Annotated in this window: 20 protein-coding genes and 1 tRNA gene; 1 reads left to right on the forward strand and 20 read right to left on the reverse strand. The window is 45.5% G+C overall.

Annotation, left to right across the window (positions count from 1 at the left end; all coding sequences use genetic code 11):
- Positions 1 to 34: 34 nt before the first annotated feature.
- The 20 genes from nuoN to rpsO all read right to left on the reverse strand — a co-directional run bounded on the left by nuoN (position 35) and on the right by rpsO (position 19691).
- Complete coding sequence (gene nuoN / locus AOC21_RS05240; protein WP_215390992.1) at positions 35 to 1534, reverse strand: NADH-quinone oxidoreductase subunit NuoN; 1500 nt, start codon at positions 1532 to 1534, stop codon at positions 35 to 37.
- Positions 1535 to 1544: 10 nt separating this feature from the next.
- On the reverse strand, positions 1545 to 3011 hold the full coding sequence (locus tag AOC21_RS05245) for an NADH-quinone oxidoreductase subunit M (RefSeq protein WP_215390993.1): 1467 nt from the start codon (positions 3009 to 3011) through the stop codon (positions 1545 to 1547).
- A gap of 24 nt (positions 3012 to 3035) precedes the next feature.
- On the reverse strand, positions 3036 to 5096 hold the full coding sequence (gene nuoL / locus AOC21_RS05250) for an NADH-quinone oxidoreductase subunit L (protein ID WP_215390994.1): 2061 nt from the start codon (positions 5094 to 5096) through the stop codon (positions 3036 to 3038).
- A 2-nt stretch (positions 5097 to 5098) separates the two neighbouring features.
- Complete coding sequence (nuoK, locus tag AOC21_RS05255; RefSeq protein WP_128113589.1) at positions 5099 to 5407, reverse strand: NADH-quinone oxidoreductase subunit NuoK; 309 nt, start codon at positions 5405 to 5407, stop codon at positions 5099 to 5101.
- Positions 5404 to 6051, reverse strand: coding sequence for an NADH-quinone oxidoreductase subunit J (locus AOC21_RS05260; protein WP_215390995.1), 648 nt, complete (start codon positions 6049 to 6051; stop codon positions 5404 to 5406). The genes nuoK and AOC21_RS05260 overlap by 4 nt, the downstream gene beginning before the upstream one ends.
- A gap of 20 nt (positions 6052 to 6071) precedes the next feature.
- Entirely contained in the window at positions 6072 to 6563 is a 492-nt protein-coding gene (gene nuoI, locus AOC21_RS05265; RefSeq protein WP_215390996.1) for an NADH-quinone oxidoreductase subunit NuoI, read from the reverse strand.
- Positions 6564 to 6574: 11 nt separating this feature from the next.
- Positions 6575 to 7648: an NADH-quinone oxidoreductase subunit NuoH gene (gene nuoH / locus AOC21_RS05270; RefSeq protein ID WP_215390997.1), complete on the reverse strand. Its 1074-nt coding sequence runs from the start codon at positions 7646 to 7648 to the stop codon at positions 6575 to 6577.
- Positions 7649 to 7656: 8 nt separating this feature from the next.
- A complete protein-coding gene (gene nuoG / locus AOC21_RS05275) occupies positions 7657 to 9972 on the reverse strand; it encodes an NADH-quinone oxidoreductase subunit NuoG (protein WP_215390998.1) in 2316 nt (771 codons plus the stop codon).
- Between the two features lie 32 nt (positions 9973 to 10004).
- Positions 10005 to 11303 (reverse strand): NADH-quinone oxidoreductase subunit NuoF, encoded by a 1299-nt coding sequence (gene nuoF / locus AOC21_RS05280; RefSeq protein ID WP_215390999.1) that lies wholly within the window; start codon positions 11301 to 11303, stop codon positions 10005 to 10007.
- Positions 11300 to 11806 carry an NADH-quinone oxidoreductase subunit NuoE gene (gene nuoE, locus AOC21_RS05285; protein WP_215391000.1) on the reverse strand — a complete coding sequence of 169 codons (507 nt, stop codon included), beginning with the start codon at positions 11804 to 11806 and terminating at the stop codon, positions 11300 to 11302. The genes nuoF and nuoE overlap by 4 nt, the downstream gene beginning before the upstream one ends.
- A 23-nt stretch (positions 11807 to 11829) precedes the next feature.
- Entirely contained in the window at positions 11830 to 13083 is a 1254-nt protein-coding gene (locus AOC21_RS05290; protein ID WP_215391001.1) for an NADH-quinone oxidoreductase subunit D, read from the reverse strand.
- Positions 13084 to 13086: 3 nt separating this feature from the next.
- Positions 13087 to 13686 (reverse strand): NADH-quinone oxidoreductase subunit C, encoded by a 600-nt coding sequence (locus tag AOC21_RS05295; RefSeq protein WP_215391002.1) that lies wholly within the window; start codon positions 13684 to 13686, stop codon positions 13087 to 13089.
- A 3-nt stretch (positions 13687 to 13689) separates the two neighbouring features.
- Positions 13690 to 14172, reverse strand: a complete 483-nt coding sequence (locus tag AOC21_RS05300; RefSeq protein WP_011902891.1) for an NADH-quinone oxidoreductase subunit B family protein — start codon at positions 14170 to 14172, stop codon at positions 13690 to 13692.
- A gap of 5 nt (positions 14173 to 14177) precedes the next feature.
- Positions 14178 to 14537: an NADH-quinone oxidoreductase subunit A gene (locus AOC21_RS05305; protein ID WP_215358987.1), complete on the reverse strand. Its 360-nt coding sequence runs from the start codon at positions 14535 to 14537 to the stop codon at positions 14178 to 14180.
- A gap of 109 nt (positions 14538 to 14646) precedes the next feature.
- Positions 14647 to 14731 (reverse strand) — tRNA-Leu (locus AOC21_RS05310).
- An 86-nt stretch (positions 14732 to 14817) separates the two neighbouring features.
- Positions 14818 to 15162 carry a preprotein translocase subunit SecG gene (gene secG, locus AOC21_RS05315; protein WP_215391003.1) on the reverse strand — a complete coding sequence of 115 codons (345 nt, stop codon included), beginning with the start codon at positions 15160 to 15162 and terminating at the stop codon, positions 14818 to 14820.
- 22 nt (positions 15163 to 15184) lie between these two features.
- A complete protein-coding gene (gene tpiA, locus AOC21_RS05320) occupies positions 15185 to 15943 on the reverse strand; it encodes a triose-phosphate isomerase (protein ID WP_215391004.1) in 759 nt (252 codons plus the stop codon).
- 18 nt (positions 15944 to 15961) lie between these two features.
- Positions 15962 to 16960: an NAD(P)H-quinone oxidoreductase gene (locus AOC21_RS05325; protein ID WP_215391005.1), complete on the reverse strand. Its 999-nt coding sequence runs from the start codon at positions 16958 to 16960 to the stop codon at positions 15962 to 15964.
- A 24-nt stretch (positions 16961 to 16984) separates the two neighbouring features.
- The gene (gene pnp, locus AOC21_RS05330) at positions 16985 to 19153 is read right to left on the reverse strand and encodes a polyribonucleotide nucleotidyltransferase (RefSeq protein WP_215391006.1); all 2169 of its coding nucleotides are present in this window, start codon (positions 19151 to 19153) and stop codon (positions 16985 to 16987) included.
- A gap of 268 nt (positions 19154 to 19421) precedes the next feature.
- Positions 19422 to 19691: a 30S ribosomal protein S15 gene (gene rpsO / locus AOC21_RS05335; protein WP_068323724.1), complete on the reverse strand. Its 270-nt coding sequence runs from the start codon at positions 19689 to 19691 to the stop codon at positions 19422 to 19424.
- A 218-nt stretch (positions 19692 to 19909) separates the two neighbouring features.
- Between rpsO and AOC21_RS05340 the strand changes: the two genes are divergently transcribed.
- Positions 19910 to 20506, forward strand: a complete 597-nt coding sequence (locus tag AOC21_RS05340) for a YSC84-related protein (protein WP_215391007.1) — start codon at positions 19910 to 19912, stop codon at positions 20504 to 20506.
- Positions 20507 to 20512 lie beyond the last annotated feature (6 nt).

Raw genomic sequence — 20512 nt, forward strand, 5'->3', positions numbered from 1 at the left:
CCTTACGGAGCCTTTATCAAGACATTGCTTCGCACTAGGACCCAAGTAAGGTACGACGCATTGCATCCAAGCAGAGACTCATTAGGCCTGCAGGAACAATACCAATAGCCAACACCAAAATACTATTGAGGCTTAAGAGCCCTTTAGCAAACCCAGAGCCAGAAACTGTGATTTCATGCTCAGGCTCATCGAAGTACATAACCTTCACCACCCTGAGGTAATAAAAGGCGCCAATAAGTGAGGCGATTACTGCGATTACCGCAAGGAATGTATGTTCTGCGTCTACCAACGCTTCTAAAACACCCAACTTAGCAGCAAAACCCACTGTAGGTGGAATACCAGCCAAGGAGAACATCATCACCAAGCCGATAAATGCAAACCAGGGGTGCTTCTTGTTCAGCCCCTTAAGGCCGTCCAAGGTTTCACAGTCATATCCCTTGCGCGATAACACCATCAATAAGCCGAAGGTGCCCAGCGTAGTTAAAACATAAGTAATGGCGTAGAACATGGCTGCACTAAAGGCATGGTCGTCAAACACAGACAACATACCCAGGAGAACAAAGCCCATTTGCGCAATTGCTGAATAAGCCAACATACGCTTGAGATTAGTTTGCGCAATCGCAGTGACGTTACCCACGACAAGCGATAAGACCGCCAACAATACCAACATGGGCTGCCAGTCGCCTAGCAATGGTAACAAGGTATTTACCAGTAAACGAAATAACAAGGCAAAAGCAGCTAGTTTTGGAGCTGCGGCAATCATCAGTGTGACGGCTGTAGGAGCGCCTTGGTAAACATCTGGTACCCACATATGGAATGGCACAACACCCAGTTTAAATGCTAAACCAGCAACAATGAATACCAACCCAAAGGCCATTACTAAATGATTCACACGAGGATCGGCAACGGTCTTGAAGATTTCGATTAGATCAAGAGATCCTGTTACGCCATACAGCATCGACATGCCGTAAAGCAAGAAACCTGATGCTAATGCGCCTAAGATGAAATACTTAATACCAGCCTCAACACTCTTCTCGCTGCTGTGGCGCATGGCTACCAAAGCATAAGTTGGTAAGGCCATCAACTCTAGACCCAAATAAAGAGTCAGCAAGTTGGCGCCGGAGATCAATACAAACTGCCCCAACAAGGCAAGCAAAGCTAAAACAATAAAGTCTGGACGGAATAAGGCGCGATCCACTAAATATTGCTTGGAATAAACAAGACTCACCAATACAGCGATACAAGAACAAGCTTTAAGTAAGTTTGAAAATGGATCGGACTGAAATAAGCCATTCATTGCCACCAATGCTGGATCGCCCATGCGACCAATAAACATGAAAATTAGGTAAGCAAGCAAGATCAGTGAAAAGAAATACACAAAGCCAACGCCACGTGGAGTATGGAATATGTCTTGCTCCACACCAGGAGTGGATGTCACTTTCTCAGGAACGTACACACTGACAACCAGCAATAAGCAAGTTGCTACGAGTAAAACAAGTTCTGGCAGGATGGCGAATAGATCGAATGCTTGCATTTGTACTTACTCAGAGTTTGCTAACAGCAACATGCTGTAGCAGATTAATCACAGCTGGATGAATGATGTCGGTAAACGGCTTTGGATAAACACCCATACCTATTACGCAGATTGAAAGAATGGCCATCAAGAAATATTCACGACAGTTCAAGTCCTTTAATACTTCTACATGGGCATTATTGATGGTGCCAAAAAATACTCTCTTGACCATCCACAAAGAATAAGCGGCACCTAAAATCAAAGCTGTCGCAGCCAAGATGCCGATGACAAAGTCATAGTCCACAGCAGCCAATATCACCATGAACTCTCCAACGAAACCAGAGGTTGCCGGTAAGCCACAGTTAGCCATTGCCATCAACACAGCAAATGCAGTAAAAGCAGGCATACGATGCACTACGCCACCATAATCTGCAATTTGACGAGTATGCATGCGGTCATAAAGTACGCCAATAGAAAGGAACATGGCGCCAGCAACAAAGCCATGAGAAATCATTTGAACGATGCCACCCTCGATACCCAGTGGACTAAAGAGGAAAAAGCCCAGAGTCACAAAGCCCATATGCGCTACCGATGAGTATGCAACGAGCTTTTTCATATCTTTTTGGACTAAAGCAACCGCACCAACATAGATAACAGCCACTAAGGACAAGAAAATAACAAATGGGCCTAAGTACTGGCTTGCATCAGGAGCGATAGGCAATGAGAAGCGCAGGAAGCCATAGGCGCCTAACTTCAACATGATTGCGGCCAAGACAACCGAACCACCAGTTGGCGCTTCTACGTGAACGTCTGGCAACCAAGTATGCAATGGCCACATTGGCACCTTCACAGCAAATGCCATGAAGAAAGCTGCAAACAATAAAATTTGCTCAACAATATCTAGGCGTGCATTCTGCCAAGCCAAGATATCAAAGGTATTGGTTACGTTGTACAAGTACAGCATGGCAATCAATGTAAGCAATGATCCCAACAACGTGTACAAGAAAAACTTAAATGCTGCGTAGATTCTATTGTGTCCACCCCAGACACCAATAATGATGTACATCGGTATCAGGGTCGCTTCAAAGAACACGTAGAACAATAAGGCATCTAACGCGCTGAATACGCCAATCATTAATCCCGAGAGAATCATGAAGGAAGCAAAATATTGCGATACCTTAGTCTCAATTACTTCCCATGCTGCGATCACCACAATAATGTTGATGAATGCAGTAAGAACGATGAACCAAACGGAGATACCATCAATACCTAGGTAATAGTTAATGTCGTAGCGCGGAATCCAACTGATTTTTTCAACAAACTGCATGCCAGGATTGGCAATATCAAAATGAATAACCAATGGCAGAGTTGCAATAAATCCGAGTACAGAACCAATCAAGGCTAACCAGCGTACACCGGCAGTTGGCTTCTCAGACCCATAAAACAAAATAATGAGTCCAAAGACAATCGGGGTCCAAATGGCGTAAGAAAGAATCATAGTGGCTACTTAAGTAACAAAGGCCTATCGAACAAAAGGCAGGTAAGCGTACAAAACCCAAGCAAGCAATACCGCCAAGCCCGCAATCATTGCGAAGGCATAGTGGTATAGATAACCGGATTGCAAATGACGGATAACTCCAGCAAAGCGCCCTACTGCATGGGCGCTGCCGTTGACAAAGAAACCATCGATGATCTTTTGATCACCACGATGCCACAAGAAGCTACCAATCCAGATAAGGCCCTTAGCAAATACAGCCTGGTTGATTTCATCAAGGTAGTACTTGTTATCAAACAATTTCTTGATAGGAGCGAATGCCTGCGCAACTTTTCCAGGCAACTTCGGTGCCCATAAATACCCAATGGCTGCAGTCAACACACCTAGCACTACCAACAGTAATACTGGAGATGTGAACGCATGAAGCGCCATAGCAATTGGGCCATGGAATTCATCTTCCAATTCTTTCATTACTGGGTGACGCGCAAGATCAATAAAGATGGAATCGCCGAAGTAAGTTCCAAATAGTAATGGAGAGATTGTGTAGAAACCAATGATCACCGATGGAATTGCCAAGAGAATCAAAGGGAGAGTCACAACAAATGGGGACTCATGTGGCTTCTGGCCTGGCGCCAAACCATGGTGAGCGTGATCATCGCCCTGCTCTGCATGATCATGATGGTGATCATGTGCATGTGCGTCATCATGACCCCAACGCGCTTTTCCGTGGAATACATAAAAGTACAAACGGAAAGAATACAAAGCTGTTACAAATACGCTTGCCATCACGGCAAAGTATGCAAAACCAGAGCCTGGGATATGGCTAGCAGCAACTGCTTCAATGATGGAATCTTTTGAATAGAAGCCAGAGAAGAATGGTGTACCTACTAATGCAAGGTTACCCAATAACATCATGAGGCAAGTGATCGGCATGTATTTCCAGAGGCCGCCCATCTTACGCATGTCTTGTTCGTGATGCATACCCAGAATCACACTACCTGCCGCAAGGAATAACAGCGCCTTAAAGAAAGCGTGAGTCATCAAGTGAAAGATCGCAACTGGATAAGCGGAAACACCCAAGGCCACCGTCATGTAACCAAGCTGAGACAAAGTCGAATACGCAACAACACGCTTGATATCGTTTTGCACAATACCGAGGAAGCCCATAAATAGCGCAGTAATAGAGCCAATTACCAAGATGAAGCTCAATGCTGCATCCGAGAGTTCAAATAATGGTGACATGCGTGACACCATGAAGATACCTGCAGTAACCATTGTTGCAGCATGAATCAATGCTGAAATTGGTGTTGGACCTTCCATCGAATCAGGCAACCAAACGTGCAAGGGAAATTGTGCTGATTTACCCATTGCGCCGATGAACAAGCAAATACAAGCAACGGTCATTAAATTCCAGCTTGTACCGGGAAGTGTTTGGGCTGCTAATGCAGAGTTTTGTGAAAAGATGACGTCGTATTGCATCGAGCCAGTGCTCGCAAGCAAGATGCCTATACCCAAGATAAAGCCAAAGTCACCAACGCGGTTGACCAAGAATGCTTTCATATTGGCAAATACAGCTGACTGACGTTCAAAATAGAAGCCAATCAATAAATAAGAAACTACACCCACCGCTTCCCAACCAAAGAAGAGTTGCAAAAGGTTGTTACTCATCACCAGCATCAACATGGCAAAAGTAAATAGTGAAATATAGGAGAAGAAGCGGTTGTAACCCTCTTCGCCATGCATATAACCGATGGTGTAAATATGCACCATCAATGACACAAAAGTCACTACACACATCATCGTAGCGGTTAAGGGGTCTATCAGGAAGCCAATATCTAAATTGAGTTCACCCAATTGCATCCAGCGATAAACAGTGCCATTGAAATAAAAACCATCCATTACTTGCACTAAAACGTTGCAAGATAAGACAAAGGCAATCGTAACGCCTAGGATAGTCACGAACTGACTTGCGCCGTGACCAATGCGATTACCACCAAGCTTGGTGCCAAAAAAACCGGCAATGATAGAGCCAACTAGTGGCGCCAAAGGAATCGCGCAGAGTACAGGAATATTTAAGGTCAATTGCATGACTAGCCTTTTAGGTGGTCAAGATCTTCGGCATTAATAGTGTCAACCTTACGGAAGAGCACTACTAAAATTGCCAAGCCGATAGCTGCCTCAGCAGCTGCCACAGTCAAAATAAAGAATACGAATACTTGACCTGCCATATCTCCTAAATAATGAGAGAAGGCAACAAAGTTCATGTTGACCGAGAGAAGCATCAACTCAATAGCCATCAACAATACGATGACATTCTTGCGATTTAAGAAAATACCGATAACACTAGTCGCAAACAAAATTGCGCCAAGCACTAAGTAATGAGCGAGAGTGATATTCATTTCTTCTCTCCTCTTGCATCTTGCTTTGCAGCCATGTCAGAACCCATCTTCACAATACGCATACGATCTGCAGCAACCACATTGACCTGCTCATGGATATTTTGCGCTTTGGAGTCTTTGCGATTACGCAATGTCAAAGCAACGCCAGCAATAATAGCTACCAACAAGATTACACCGGCAACTTCAAACGCATAGACATAATCAACAAAGATCAACATACCTAAGGCTTGAGTATTGTTTGCCATCATCTCTTCTGGCATTGGCTGAACTGGGGTATTCGTACCTATGAAGCTACGAATGATCACAATCGAAAGCTCCAAAACAATCACTGCGCCCATTAAAAAGGCAACTGGCAGATACTTTTTGAAATCCCGACGAAGGTGTTCAATATCTAGATCCAACATCATGACTACGAATAAGAACAACACCATTACGGCGCCTACGTAAACCAGAATGAGAGCCAAGCTCAAGAATTCCGCCTTGAGCAACATCCAAAGGCCGGATGCGCAAAAGAATGCCAATACTAGGAATAATGCAGCATGGACTGGGTTGCGGGCTGTAATCACACGCACTGCAGAAATAACCAATAGTCCTGCAAAGCCGTAAAAGAAAACAGCAAATAAAGTAGATGGATCGAATGTCATATTAGCTTAGCTCGATTCGATTAACGGTAAGGTGCATCAGCTGCACGGTTAGCGGCGATATCTTTTTCATACTTGTCGCCTACTGCCAAAAGCATATCTTTAGTGAAATACAAATCGCCACGCTTATCACCAAAATATTCAAAAATATTGGTTTCTACAATGGCGTCGACTGGGCATGCTTCTTCACAGAAACCGCAGAAAATACATTTCGTAAGGTCGATATCGTAACGGCTGGTGCGACGAGTACCATCATCGCGCTCAGCTGTTTCAATGGTGATGGCATAGGCTGGGCATACAGCTTCGCATAACTTGCAGCCGATACAGCGCTCTTCACCATTTTCATAACGACGAAGTGCATGCAATCCACGGAAGCGATTAGATAAAGGCGTCTTCTCTTCTGGGTATTGAACAGTAATTTTTGGCTTGAAAAGATAACGACCGGTAATAGACATACCAGTCAAGATGTCTTTAAGCATCAAGCTATCGAGGAATTGGGAAATTTTCTTAAACATGATTTATCAACTTATTTCCAAATATTCCATGGGGATACAACCCACGCGCCGATAACAACCACCCAGAACACTGAGATGGGAATAAAAATCTTCCAACCCAAACGCATGATTTGGTCGTAGCGATAACGTGGCAAAGTTGCACGCAACCAAATAACGCAAGACAGCAAGAAAAATGTCTTGCCGAACAACCAGAAGAAGCCTGGAATATCGCGCAGGATTGGTAAATCAACAATGGGTAACCAGCCGCCTAAGAACATGATGGATGCCACAGCAGCAATCAAAATCATGTTGGCATATTCAGCCAAGAAGAACATCGCAAATGACATTCCTGAATACTCAACCATATGGCCGGCAACAATCTCAGACTCACCCTCAACTACGTCAAATGGATGGCGGTTTGTTTCAGCAACACCAGAAATAAAGTAAATCAAGAACATTGGCAATAAAGGTAGCCAGTTCCATGAGAGGAAATTGAGCCCCATGCTGGCAAAGTAACCCTGCTCTTGAGAAGCAACAATGGTGCTGAGATTCAATGAGCCAGAAGTCAGCAGCACGGTAACCAAAGCAAAGCCCATGGCGATCTCATAAGAGATCATTTGTGCTGAAGCACGCATTGCGCCAAGGAATGGGTATTTAGAGTTGGATGACCAGCCAGCCAAGATCACGCCATAAACACCGATGGATGAAATTGCCATGATGTAAAGAAGTCCAGCATTTACATCAGCCAAAACCATCTTCGCTTGGAATGGAATAACGGCCCATGCAGCAAACGCAGGCATGATCACCATAATTGGTGCAATGAAATACAAAACCTTACTTGCCTGTGCAGGAGCAATGATCTCCTTCATCAAAAGCTTCAATGCATCTGCAATAGGTTGCAATAGACCTAAAGGACCCACACGATTTGGTCCAAGACGAATATGCATCCAACCAATCAGCTTTCTTTCCCAGAGGGTTAAGTAGGCTACGCAACCAAACATAGGTAACACGATGATAACGATGCGTACCAAAGCCCAAACCAATGGCCATAAAGAGCCAAAAATAGCTTCACCTTGGGTGGTAACGAGGTTCAAGAAATTATCCATCTCTGACCTTATGCCTTACTAACAGTTACTGGACCAAACATGGATCCCAATTTCGCACTAGCCATAGTTCCAGCAGAAACTCTGATGGCGCCTGGCGCTAGATTTACTTCTAATGTTGCTGGCATATCAACCGATTGCGTTCCCTGAGTAACGCGAACAGCGTCACCTTCTTTAAGACCTAACTCAGCAAATGTATTTTTATTTAAACCAACTTGATTGCCACGCTTTGCGTCACGTGTTAATTGCAATGCAGATGAACGACGTACGATTTGATCACCAGCATAAATATTGACATCCGCTAGACGCTCTAGGCCATTAAATGGAGCTGCATTTCCATTGCTGACAGTTGAGCTTGTAGCTTTGTTATTGAGGCGAGTGCAATAACCTTGATCTAATGCCTCACCCAAAACTTCCTCAGGCGCATTAAATAAGAAGCCATCTAGACCCAATAAGCCACCCAGTACTCGTAGTACTTTCCATGCTGGACGTGAATCACCCAAAGGCTTCACGGAAGGCTGAACTGTTTGCGTCTTTCCTTCAAGATTCACAAAGGTAGAAACTGTTTCTGAGAATGTGGAGATTGGGAGAATGACATCGGCCACCTCCATGAGATCGGCACTCTTATAAGCGCTCAATGCAATCACGGTATTTGCTTTAGCCAATGCAGCACGAGCTGCTGTTGGGTTAGGCAAATCAGAATCAGGCTCGATATTCATCAAAATGACAGCGCGACGATCACCAGACAATAGTGATTCAACGCCAGCCCCATTAGCATTTACTAAGGATGCGCCAACAGCATTTCCGCCTACCGGTAGGAAACCTAAAGTTGCACCAGTCTGCTCAGCAATAAATTGAGCTAATACATGCAAATCAGATGCATGTTGATGTGCAATAGCAGCAGAACCTAGCAATACAGCAGTAGACTCACCTGACAACAAGCTATCAGCAATCTTCTGCGCTGCTGGAGAAGCCGTAAGGTTAGCCGTACCAGCTGGGACACTTGCTGACTTAGCTTTTGCAACAGCGTGCGCAACTTCACTTAATGCATTGAGCCATGCGCTTGGAGCTGCAGAAATGGCGGTACTTGAAATTAACCAATCATCACCACCTGCATCAATGCGAGCAACTTGTAAACCACGCTTGCTTGCAGTACGAATACGTGCAGCCAGCACTGGCTGATCTTTACGCAAGAAGCTACCAACAACCAATACACGATCTAATTCATTGATTTTTGCAACGGGCATACCCAACCACGGAGCTGTAGCAGCACCCTTAACGTCAGTTTGGCGCAAACGCGTCTCAACTTGTTTAGAGCCCAGGCCACGTACTACTTTTTGCAAAAGATGTAACTCTTCTGCACTAGAAATTGGGTGAGCTAATGCGCCAATAGACTCTGGGCCACTTTCAGCTGAAATAGTTTTGAGTGAATGTGCGACGTAATCCAAAGCGGACTGCCAATCTGTTTCCAGCCACTGACCGCCCTGCTTCACCATTGGTGTAGTTATACGATCAGCGCTATTCAAGCCTTCATAGGAGAAACGATCACGATCGCTGATCCAGCATTCATTAATAGCTTCGTTTTCCAAGGCAACAACACGCATTACTTTATTGGCTTTAGTCTGAACCGTAGTATTTGCACCTAAGCTGTCATGCGGGCTTACTGAACGCTTGCGTCCAAGCTCCCAAGTACGGGCAGCATAGCGGAATGGCTTACTTGTCAAAGCGCCAACTGGGCACAAGTCAATCATGTTTCCAGAAAGCTCTGAATCTACAGTCTGACCTACAAAAGTGGTGATCTCAGAATGCTCGCCACGGTTGACCATGCCAAGCTCCATAACTCCAGCAACCTCTTGACCAAATCGGACGCAACGCGTGCAATGGATGCAACGTGTCATCTCTTGCATGGAGATCAATGGGCCAACATTCTTATGAAACACAACACGCTTCTCTTCGTCATAGCGTGAATTAGACTTGCCGTAACCAACTGCCAAGTCTTGTAACTGGCACTCACCACCCTGGTCGCAAATTGGGCAATCTAATGGATGGTTGATCAGCAGGAATTCCATTACAGAACGCTGCGCTTCTACCGCCTTAGCTGAATGGGTAAATACTTTCATGCCCTGCGTTACAGGAGTGGCACAAGCAGGCAATGGCTTAGGAGCCTTCTCTACCTCAACCAGACACATACGGCAGTTAGCTGCAATGGATAGCTTCTTGTGATAGCAGAAGTGAGGAACGTAGGTGCCGAGCTTGTTCGCGGCGTGCATCACCATCGAACCTTGCGGAACTTCTACTGCCTTACCATCTAATTCGATTTCTACCATGCTCACTTTTAGATATCCCGTGCTCTAAATCTTTATAAAGGTTTCGCAGAATCTAAGCAGCGCTTATGTTCTACGTGATACGCAAATTCATCCATGTAATGCTTCAACATACCGCGCACTGGCATTGCTGCAGCATCACCTAAAGCGCAAATCGTACGACCTTGAATATTGGCGGCTACGTCATTCAGTAAGTCCAAGTCCTCAGGACGGCCTTCGCCATGTTCAATGCGGTGAACAATGCGCCATAACCAACCAGTACCTTCACGACATGGGGTGCACTGACCGCATGATTCTTCGTGATAGAAATAAGACAAACGCTCTAAAGCGCGAACCATACAACGCGTGTCGTTCATCACAATGACCGCGCCTGAACCCAGCATCGATCCAGCTTTAGCAATGCTGTCGTAGTCCATGGTCAGATCCATCATCTGCGCCCCAGGAATCACTGGCGCAGAAGATCCACCAGGAATCACGGCCTTCAAGGCTCTGCCATCGCGCATACCGCCAGCAAGCTTTAGAAGTTCTGCAAAAGGAGTGCCCAATGGAATTTCATAATTACCGGGATGTATAACGTCACCGGAGACTGAGTAAATCTTTGTTCCACCGTTATTGGGCTTGCCAAGCTCTAAATAAGCCTGACCACCAATTGCCAAGATGAATGGCACAGCAGCAAATGTTTCCGTGTTGTTAATCGTGGTTGGTTTGCCATACAAACCAAAGCTTGCAGGGAAAGGAGGTTTGAAGCGTGGCTGACCTTTTTTACCCTCTAAAGACTCAAGTAGCGCAGTCTCTTCACCGCAAATATACGCACCCCAACCTGGAGATGCATGCAATTGGAAGGAGAAATCACTTCCTAAAATCTTGTCGCCCAGGTAGCCAGCGGCACGTGCTTCTTCTAGAGCCTCTTCGAAGCGGGAATACACTTCCCAGATTTCACCGTGGATGTAGTTATAGCCAGTGGTGATACCCATGGTGTACGCACCAATAATCATGCCTTCAATAAGTGCATGTGGGTTGTAACGCATGATGTCGCGGTCTTTAAATGTACCCGGCTCACCTTCGTCACTATTACAAACTAAATATTTTTGTCCTGGGAATTGACGTGGCATAAAGCTCCACTTCAAACCAGTCGGGAAGCCTGCACCACCACGTCCACGTAATGATGAAGCTTTCAATTCTGCAATGATGGAATCAGGAGAGACCTTATCGTTAATTAAACGACGCAGCTGTTGATAGCCACCACGACTTTCATAATCTTTTAAACGCCAGTTGTCGCCATTTAATCCAGCAAGGATCAAAGGCTTGATATGACGATCGTGCAAGCTGGTCATGCTGCTTTCCCTTCTGCACGTAATTCATTTAACAGAGCATCAATTTTTTCTTTGCTCATAAAGCTACACATACGCTTGTCATTCACGAGCATTACTGGTGAGTCACCGCATGCGCCCATACATTCACCCTCTTTTAAGGTGAATGTTCCACAAGAGGTAGTTTCGTTGTAGCCAATACCAAGAGTCTCTTTTAAATACGTAGCAGCTGTTTCACCATGAGTGAGCTGGCATGGCAAATTAGTACAGATCACTAATTTGTATTTACCAATTTTCTTGGTGTTGTACATGTTGTAGAAAGTAGCCACTTCATCAACAGCGATGCTTGGCATCTCTAGAATTTGTGCAATCGTTTCGATCACTTCAGGTGAAACCCAACCCACCTCTGTTTGAGCCGCAATTAAGCAGGCCATTACAGCAGATTGCTTGTGCTCTGGTGGGTACTTAGCGATATTGCGCTGAATATCGGCTAATGTTTTATCGGAAAGTTGAAGAGTTGTAGTCATTAAATAATCCTTGGCACGCTTAACTAGCGGTCAATCTCCCCGAACACAATATCTTGGGTACCAATGATGGTTACCGCGTCAGCCAACATGTGGCCACGTGACATCTCATCCATTGCTGAAAGGTGCACAAATCCTGGTGCACGAATCTTCATACGATAAGGCTTATTGGCACCATCTGAAATTAAGTAAATTCCAAACTCACCTTTTGGATGCTCAACGGCTGAATAAGCCTCGCCATCAGGAACGTGAATCCCTTCGGTAAAGAGTTTGAAATGGTGAATCAATTCTTCCATATTGGTTTTCATATCCACGCGCTTGGGTGGAGAAACCTTATGGTTATCACTCATAACAGGGCCAGGATTTGCTTTTAGCCAAGCGACGCACTGTTTAATAATGCGGTTGGATTGACGCATTTCTTCCATGCGCACCAAATAACGGTCGTATGAATCGCCATTAACACCTACTGGGATGTCAAAGTCGAGGCGGTCATAGACTTCGTATGGTTGCTTCTTACGCAAATCCCACTCAATACCTGAGCCACGCAACATGGGGCCAGTGAAACAGAGTTGCAAAGCACGCTCTGGAGTGACGATACCGATATTGACTAAACGTTGCTTCCAAATGCGGTTGTCCGTTAGGAGGTTGCAATATTCATCTACGTTAGCATCAAAGCCATTGGTAAATTGCTCAATGAAATCCAATAACGTACCGCTACGGTTTTCATTCAAGCGCTTTATAGCAGAGTCGCTACGAATTTTGTTCTTGCTGTACTGAGCCATGTGATCTGGCAAATCACGATAAACGCCGCCTGGACGATAGTAAGCTGCGTGCATACGCGCACCAGATACTGCCTCGTACATGTCGAAAATGTCTTCACGATCACGGAATGCGTACAAGAAGACAGCCATAGCACCAACGTCTAGACCATGACAGCCAATCCATAGCAAGTGGTTCAATAAGCGGGTTAACTCGTCGTACATCACGCGAATGTATTGAGCGCGCAGCGGAACGTCTACTTGCAATAACTTCTCAATGGCCATGACATAAGCATGTTCATTGGACATCATGGATACATAATCCAAGCGATCCATGTAAGGCACGTTTTGAATCCAAGTACGTGTTTCTGCTAATTTCTCGGTAGCGCGATGCAATAAGCCGATGTGCGGATCAGCACGTTGGATCACCTCGCCATCGAGCTCAAGCACTAGACGTAATACGCCGTGCGCGGCAGGATGCTGGGGACCGAAATTGAGTGTGTAGTTCTTAATCTGTGCCATGACTTAAACCGGACCTCCATACTGCTCTTCACGAACAATGCGTGGAGTAATTTCTCTAGCCTCAATCGTGACCGGCTGATACACAACACGCTTCAACTCTGGGTCATAGCGCATTTCAACGTTGCCACTGATTGGGAAATCTTTTCTAAATGGATGGCCAATAAAGCCGTAATCAGTCAGGATGCGACGTAAGTCATCATGTCCATCAAATAAGATGCCGTAAAGGTCAAACGCCTCACGCTCGAACCAATTAGCCGAATTCCATACCGGAGTAATAGAAGCTACTACTGGATAGCTATCATCAGATGCAAAAACGCGAACGCGCAAACGCCAGTTGTGCTCTAAGGACAGTAGGTGACTTACAACAGCAAAACGTTGACCGCTCCATGCGCCATCCCGAAAGTCTTGGTAATCAACACCGCATAAATCGATCAACTGCTCAAATGCGAGCGAGGGATCATCGCGCAACAATATGGCTGACTCAAGGTAAGTATCTGCATTTACAACAACAGTCACCTCACCCAAGGCAATCTCAATGGATTTGATGCGCTTACCTAAAACTTTTTCTAAGCTGGCAGCTAACTGATTCAAACGATCTGACATAACTTAAGCCTTCCGCGCAATCGTGCTGGTACGAGCGATCTTGGATTGCAACTGAATGATTCCGTAGATCAACGCTTCCGCTGTTGGAGGGCAACCAGGTACATAAATATCAACCGGAACAATACGGTCGCAACCGCGCACTACTGAATAAGAGTTATGGTAGTAGCCGCCACCGTTGGCGCAAGAACCCATAGAAATTACCCAACGTGGTTCTGGCATTTGATCGTAAACCTTACGTAAGGCTGGAGCCATCTTGTTGCACAAAGTGCCTGCAACAATCATTAAGTCTGATTGGCGTGGAGATGGGCGAAATACCACACCAAATCGGTCCAAGTCATAACGGGAAGCGCCTGCATGCATCATCTCAACTGCACAACAAGCCAGACCAAAGGTCATTGGCCATAAAGACCCATTACGCGTCCAGTTAATCAACTGATCCGCAGTGGTGGTCACAAAACCTTCTTTAAGTACGCCTTCTAATGCCATATCTATCACTCCCAGTCGAGAGCGCCCTTTTTCCAGATATATACAAATCCAACGATGAATTCCAAAAGGAAAATCACCATAGAGGCGTAGCCAAGCCATCCAATATCTCGTAATGCCACACCCCATGGAAATAGGAAGGCAGTTTCAAGATCAAACAGGATGAAGAGAATAGCGACTAAGTAGTAACGCACGTCGAACTTCATACGTGCATCTTCGAAAGCTTCGAAACCGCACTCATATGGAGAGAGTTTTTCAGCGTCAGGCTTCGAAGGAGCCAAAATTTTTCCGAGGAACATGGGGACTAATCCCACCCCAATGCCTACGAGGATAAAAAGCAGAACAGGAAAGTAATTAGCGAGATTCAAAATAGCCCTGATTCGTTTGTCTGGTAAATCCTATATGAAGCAAATTATTCAATGTTCAACTACATAAAGCATTGATTTAGAGCAAAAAACCCGATCAATACTTCTTTATTGGTGCCGACGGCGAGACTCGAACTCGCACAGCCTAAGCCACTACCCCCTCAAGATAGCGTGTCTACCAATTTCACCACGTCGGCATCTTGTAAAACCCGTTAATTCTACTGCATTGCACAACTACACTACCCATCTTTTGAGGTAGTTAAATAAGTAAAAACCTACTTTTTTACTTAGGAACTGCTGGTTTGCTTGGGTCCTGAACTGGAGCTACTGGAGCAGCTGGCGCTACGGCAGGGGCAACCGTGCCAGAGAGGACGCCAGGACTAACTTCCTTCTTATTGCCAATCCAGGTAATGCCTAAAGTGCAAATGAAGAAAACAGCTGCAAATACTGCAGTTGCGTGCGATAAGAAGTTTGCAGAACCACTGGCGCCAAATAGACTTCCAGAAGACCCTGAACCAAAGGCGGCACCCATATCAGCACCTTTGCCTTGTTGCAATAGGACCAGAAGAATCACAGCTAAAGCTGAAATTACCTGTAACACGATTAATAAAGTCTTAAACCATTCCACAGCTTATCTCCAAATAAAAAATCTATGCCTGACAAATGGCTAGAAAATCTTGAGGGTTCAATGAAGCACCCCCAACCAATCCACCATCAATATCAGGCATTGCGAACAATTCAACAGCATTATCAGGTTTGACGCTGCCACCATACAAAATTCCCACGTGAGAAGCCACATCCTCATTAAATTCAGCCAACTGAAGGCGAATGGCACGATGCATATCTTGCGCAACTTGGGCGCTGGCAACCTTGCCGGCTCCAATTGCCCATACGGGCTCATAAGCGATCAAGCAGTCAGCAAGACGGTCTTGTAATACACCCACCTGCTTTGCGATCTGAGCGCAGACAACCTCTTCCGCCCTGCCAGAATTTCTTTCATCAGCAGTCTCGCCCACGCAAATTACCGGAGTCATGCCATTGTCTAGGACCTGAAGGGCTTTAGCAGCCACAGCCTCATCTACCTCTTGATGCATTTGACGGCGCTCTGAATGGCCGACGATGACATAAGTGCAGCCAAGCTCTTTAAGCATGGATGCCGCCACTTCACCCGTAAGGGCACCAACACTATGAGCTGATGCATCTTGTGCGCCCAGGTTCAAAAAAGCCAATGAGTGTTCTTTAATTAACTGCGCACATTGGGATAAATACGGAAATGGCGGACAGACCGCATATTTGCGTCCCGACGGCATTCCACTCTCCATGCCACGGGCAACCGTTTTGATCCAGTCTTGATTGCTTACAAGACTGCCATTCATTTTCCAGTTGCCGATAACGATGAGTGGTCGCATAGGGGGTAATGAATATTTTTATACAGTTAAAACAATTTTGCCAACATGCTCGGATGACTCCATCAAAGCATGAGCATCCGCCGCTTGATCTAGCGTAAATGTTTTGTAGATAACCGGCTTTAATTTGCCTGCATTCAGCAAAGGCCAAACATTCTCATAGAGCTGTTTAGTGATTTGCTTCTTAAATGACACAGGGCGTGGACGTAGTGTTGAGCCAGTAATCGTTAAGCGACGACGCAAAATCTGGTTTGTGCTTACCTCTGCCTTTGATCCGCCCTGAATTGCAATAATCACGATGCGTCCATCATCTGCTAAACAATCGATTTCTTTTTGTACATAAGCGCCAGTCACCATATCCAGAATGACGTTAACGCCTTTACCATCGGTAGCTTTCTTCACTTCCTCTACAAAGTCTTGCGTCTTGTAGTTAATAGCGAGATCGGCACCCAATGCTACACATGCAGCACACTTCTCGTCGGTGCCAGCAGTAACAAATACTTTATGACCCAAAGCTTTAGCAATCAAGATTGCAGTCACACCGATACCGCTTGAGCCACCTTGAACTAATAATGTTTCACCTTCGGACAGTTGACCGCGCATGAAGACGTTGCTCCATACGGTGTAAAAAGTTTCAGGCAATGCTGCGGCTTCTTGGTCTGTAAACCCTTTAGGGTAAGGCAAACACTGTGCAACAGGCGCAGTACATAAGTCTGCGTAACCACCACCCTGAACCAGGGCGCACACTTTAGCGCCTACTTTTAACCCAAATACATTGTCAGAATGGGCTAGATCACCACCGATGATTTCACCAGCTACTTCGAGACCAGGAATATCCGATGCGCCAGCTGGAACTGGGTAATGCCCTTTGCGTTGCAAAACATCAGGGCGATTAATTCCAGCAGCCAAAACTTTGATCAAAATTTCGCCAGTCCCAGCAGCGGGAGCTGCCGGATCGGGACGAGTGGTTGGCACCAGCATTTCTGGAGCACCAAATTCTTTGATTTCAACAACGCGCATAAATACTCCTGCTCGGTAAACTACTTAAGCAGACTCGCCAGATGCTGGAGCCGCCTCTGCAACAACTTCAGAAGCGCCTGCCAAAGGAGCAATCGTGCCGCCTTCATCAGCCATCGCAGCTTTCAGTGACAAACGTAAACGACCACGCTCATCAGCGGCTAATAATTTCACGCGAACTACTTGGCCTTCTGCCAAATAATCCTTAACTTCTTTTACGCGCTCATTAGAGATCTCAGAAATGTGCAAGAGGCCATCCTTACCAGGAAGAATGTTTACCAAAGCGCCGAATTCGAGCAACTTCACAACAGGGCCTTCGTAGATCTTGCCTACTTCAGCTTCAGCAGTAATGCCTTCGATACGCGCTTTTGCTTCGGCCATGCCTTCAGCGCTTGTAGAAGCAATAGTTACAGTGCCGTCATCTTTAATGTCGATGCTGCAACCAGTTTCTTTGGTCAACGCTTGAATTGTTGCGCCGCCCTTGCCGATTACTTCACGAATCTTGTCTGGATGAATCTTGAAAGAAACCATGCGTGGAGCATGAGCTGACAATTCTGTACGAACCGAGCCCATTGCTTCTTGCATCTTGCTCAAGATATGCAAACGACCTTCTTTAGCTTGCGCTAATGCAACTTGCATAATTTCTTTAGTGATGCCCTGAACCTTAATGTCCATCTGAAGCGCGGTGATGCCGTTAGCAGTACCCGCTACTTTAAAGTCCATATCGCCTAAGTGATCTTCATCACCCAGGATATCGGTCAAAACAGCAAAACGATTACCGTCAAGAATCAAGCCCATTGCAACACCAGCAACGTGTGCCTTAACAGGAACGCCTGCATCCATCATTGCTAAACAGCCGCCACAAACAGAAGCCATTGAAGATGAACCATTGGACTCAGTGATCTCTGAAACCACACGAATGCTATATGCGAAATCTTCTGCACTTGGCAATACCGGGATCAATGCGCGCTTAGCCAAACGACCATGACCAATTTCACGACGCTTTGGGCTACCTACACGACCAGTTTCACCAGTAGCAAACGGAGGCATGTTGTAGTGGAACATGAAGCGATCGCGATATTCACCTTCGAGCGCATCAATAATTTGCTCGTCACGTGCAGTACCTAAAGTAGCTACAACAAGAGCTTGTGTTTCACCACGAGTAAACAAAGCAGAACCGTGTGTACGTGGCAATACGCCGTTACGAATTTCAATTGGACGCACAGTGCGTGTGTCGCGACCATCAATACGTGGTTCGCCGTTCAAAATCTGGCTACGAACAATCTTCGCTTCGATTTCAAACAAGATGTCGTTTACGGCAACAGCGTCAACATCACCTTCTTCTTGTAACTTAGCTACAACTGTTTTAGTGATTTCTTTGAGCTTGTCTGAACGAGCGCCCTTTTGACGAATCTGATAAGCCTCGCGCAATGGCGCTTCAGCTAATGCAGTTACCTTAGCGATGAATGGCTCATCCTTAGGAGCAGCAGTCCAATCCCACTCTGGCTTGCCAGCTTCAGAAACCAATTCATTAATTGCATTGATTGCTGTTTGCATTTGGTCATGACCATAAACAACTGCGCCCAACATTACTTCTTCAGATAACTGATTGGCTTCTGACTCAACCATCAATACAGCAGCTTGTGTACCAGCAACAATCAAATCCATTTCGCTAGTAGCTTGTTCTGTACGAGTTGGGTTCAAGAGATATTGACCATTTGCATAACCAACACGTGCCGCACCAACTGGACCAGCAAATGGGATGCCTGAAATAGCCAGAGCTGCAGAAGCGGCGATCAATGCAGGAATATCAGCAGGAACGTCTGGGTTGATAGACAACACATGAACTACTACCTGAACTTCGTTTAAGAAGCCTTCTGGAAACAAAGGACGCAATGGACGATCGATCAAACGTGAGATCAAGGTCTCGCCTTCTGAAGGGCGACCTTCGCGACGGAAGAATCCACCAGGGATCTTGCCTGCTGCGTAAGTTTTTTCTAGGTAATCAACAGTCAATGGGAAAAAGGATTGGCCTGGCTTCGCAGACTTAGAGGCAACAACTGTACCCATTACTACTGTGTCATCAACATTAACGATAACGGCACCACCGGATTGACGAGCAATCTCGCCTGTTTCCATAGTTACCTGATGATTGCCCCATTGGAACGTTTTTACTGCTTTTTTAAACATAGTCATTCTGATCTTCTCCAAATTGTTCACGTAAAGCTCACATGAGCATTACGCTTGTCGTGGGATAAAGCAGTGTCACGACAACACTGGAGCGATTTAAGATCACAAGGGATGCCATTCCAGGGAGACTCTGAATCAACTTTCAGAAGCTCATTGGAATGACACAATCCCCTACACAAATAATCTTGAAGCGCCCAAAAAACATGCCATCTGCTTAAGACTGAATCTGCGAAGAAACAACCCTAAGATAGATGGCATTGCATACCGATAAGAATTACTTACGGAGACCTAATTTCTCAATCAATGCGCGATAGCGGTCCAAATCTTTGCCTTTGAGGTAATCCAAGAGGCGACGGCGACGTGAAACCATCTTCAACAAACCACGACGGCTGTGATGATCTTTAGCGTTAGCCTTGAAATGGGGGGTTAATTCATTGATGCGGGCTGTGAGCAATGAAACTTGAACTTCAGGGCTACCCGTATCGTTTGCGCTGCGCGCGTTTTCTTTGACGATTTCCGCCGTTTTAATATCAGCAACTGCCATTTTTAATACTCCTTACTTGCGAACACTTGAGCTTTCACCCAATCCGTGTCGTGCATGATTAACAAAATAAAACAAAAAAGCTTTAAAAATCAAAGCCCTCGAATTGTAGCAGAGCCTGGGCTCATTTACGGAATCGTATGGTGGGAAAGCACATACTGTATTATCAAATTCTGACACATAATTACTATTTATCCTTTAAAAACAAGGGCTTACATATAATGCACCCAATTTTTCGCGCGCTCACCCTCTTTTTAGGCATCGGATTTGGCCTATTGCAGCCTGCTCACGCTCAGTTTGGCTCCTTTTTTGGCCCAGATAAAACGGTCGCCGAACAACGCCAGGATATTTTGATCAAAAACCAATCCATATTGAAGCAACTCTATGAGGCACAGCCAAAAGCTAAGGAACTAATTGAAAAGTCAGTGGGTTATGCAACCTTCAGTAATTTTGGTATGAAAATTCTGATCGCAGGTGGCGGCACCGGCAGTGGCGTCGTTTTTGATAAAGCTACTAAAAAACCCATCTACATGAATATGGCAGAAGTTCAAGCGGGTTTGGGGCTTGGAATTAAATCATTCCAAAATATCTTTGTATTTCAATCCGAAGCGGCAATGAAGGATTTTATTAATTCAGGCTGGACTTTTGGCGGTCAAGTGACAGCTGCAGCCAAATATGAAAAAGATGGTGGCGCACTGCAAGATGCAACTGTTGTTGCTCCAGGCGTGTTGATGTATCAACTTACTGACTCCGGCCTTGCCGCAGAAATCACCGGCAAAGGCACGAAGTACTATAAAAATACAGACTTAAATAAATAAACTAAT

It is taken from the genome of Polynucleobacter sp. VK25, from assembly GCF_018687355.1.
GTDB lineage: Bacteria > Pseudomonadota > Gammaproteobacteria > Burkholderiales > Burkholderiaceae > Polynucleobacter.